The 476-nt window shown below is 68.5% G+C and carries 1 protein-coding gene; it reads right to left on the reverse strand.

What is annotated here, in order from left to right:
* Positions 1 to 476: cellulose biosynthesis protein BcsG (gene bcsG / locus M3196_RS21755; RefSeq protein ID WP_251324372.1), on the reverse strand; the 476-nt coding region annotated here is incomplete at both ends.

Consider the following 476-nt stretch of genomic DNA (forward strand, 5'->3'; position numbering starts at 1 on the left):
GTTGCCGGCGAAGCCGACGAGCCGCACGCCGACCGGCCCGTGCACGATGCGCGGCGTCGGAATCTCGCGCAGGCCCGCGACCTGGTTCTTGTCGCCGCGCAACGCGGCGCCGTGCTCGGGCACGAACACGATCACCGCGCGGCGGCCCGATTGCGCGATCAGGTCGGCGAGACGATCGAAATCGGTCATCATTTTCGTCGCGCGCTGCGGATACGAGTCGATGCTCGTCAGCGCGCTGCCGACGACGCGGTTGCCGTCGTGCAGGCTGATCGTGTTGTAGTACAGCGCGACCGGCCCCGGCACCGCCGCACGCTGCGCGTACCAGTTCGCGAGCGTCGCGTAGTCGTCCTTGATCGCCGAGCCGTCGAACGCGTGCATCGCGACGGGCGCCGCCGCGTTCGAGATCATCGGCGCATCGGCCACGCCGATGTTGTCGTGGATCACCTGCAGGAAGTTGTCGAAATGGCCGTCGTGGT

The organism is Fictibacillus nanhaiensis (genome assembly GCF_023715445.1).
GTDB classification, from domain to species: domain Bacteria; phylum Bacillota; class Bacilli; order Bacillales; family Fictibacillaceae; genus Fictibacillus; species Fictibacillus nanhaiensis_D.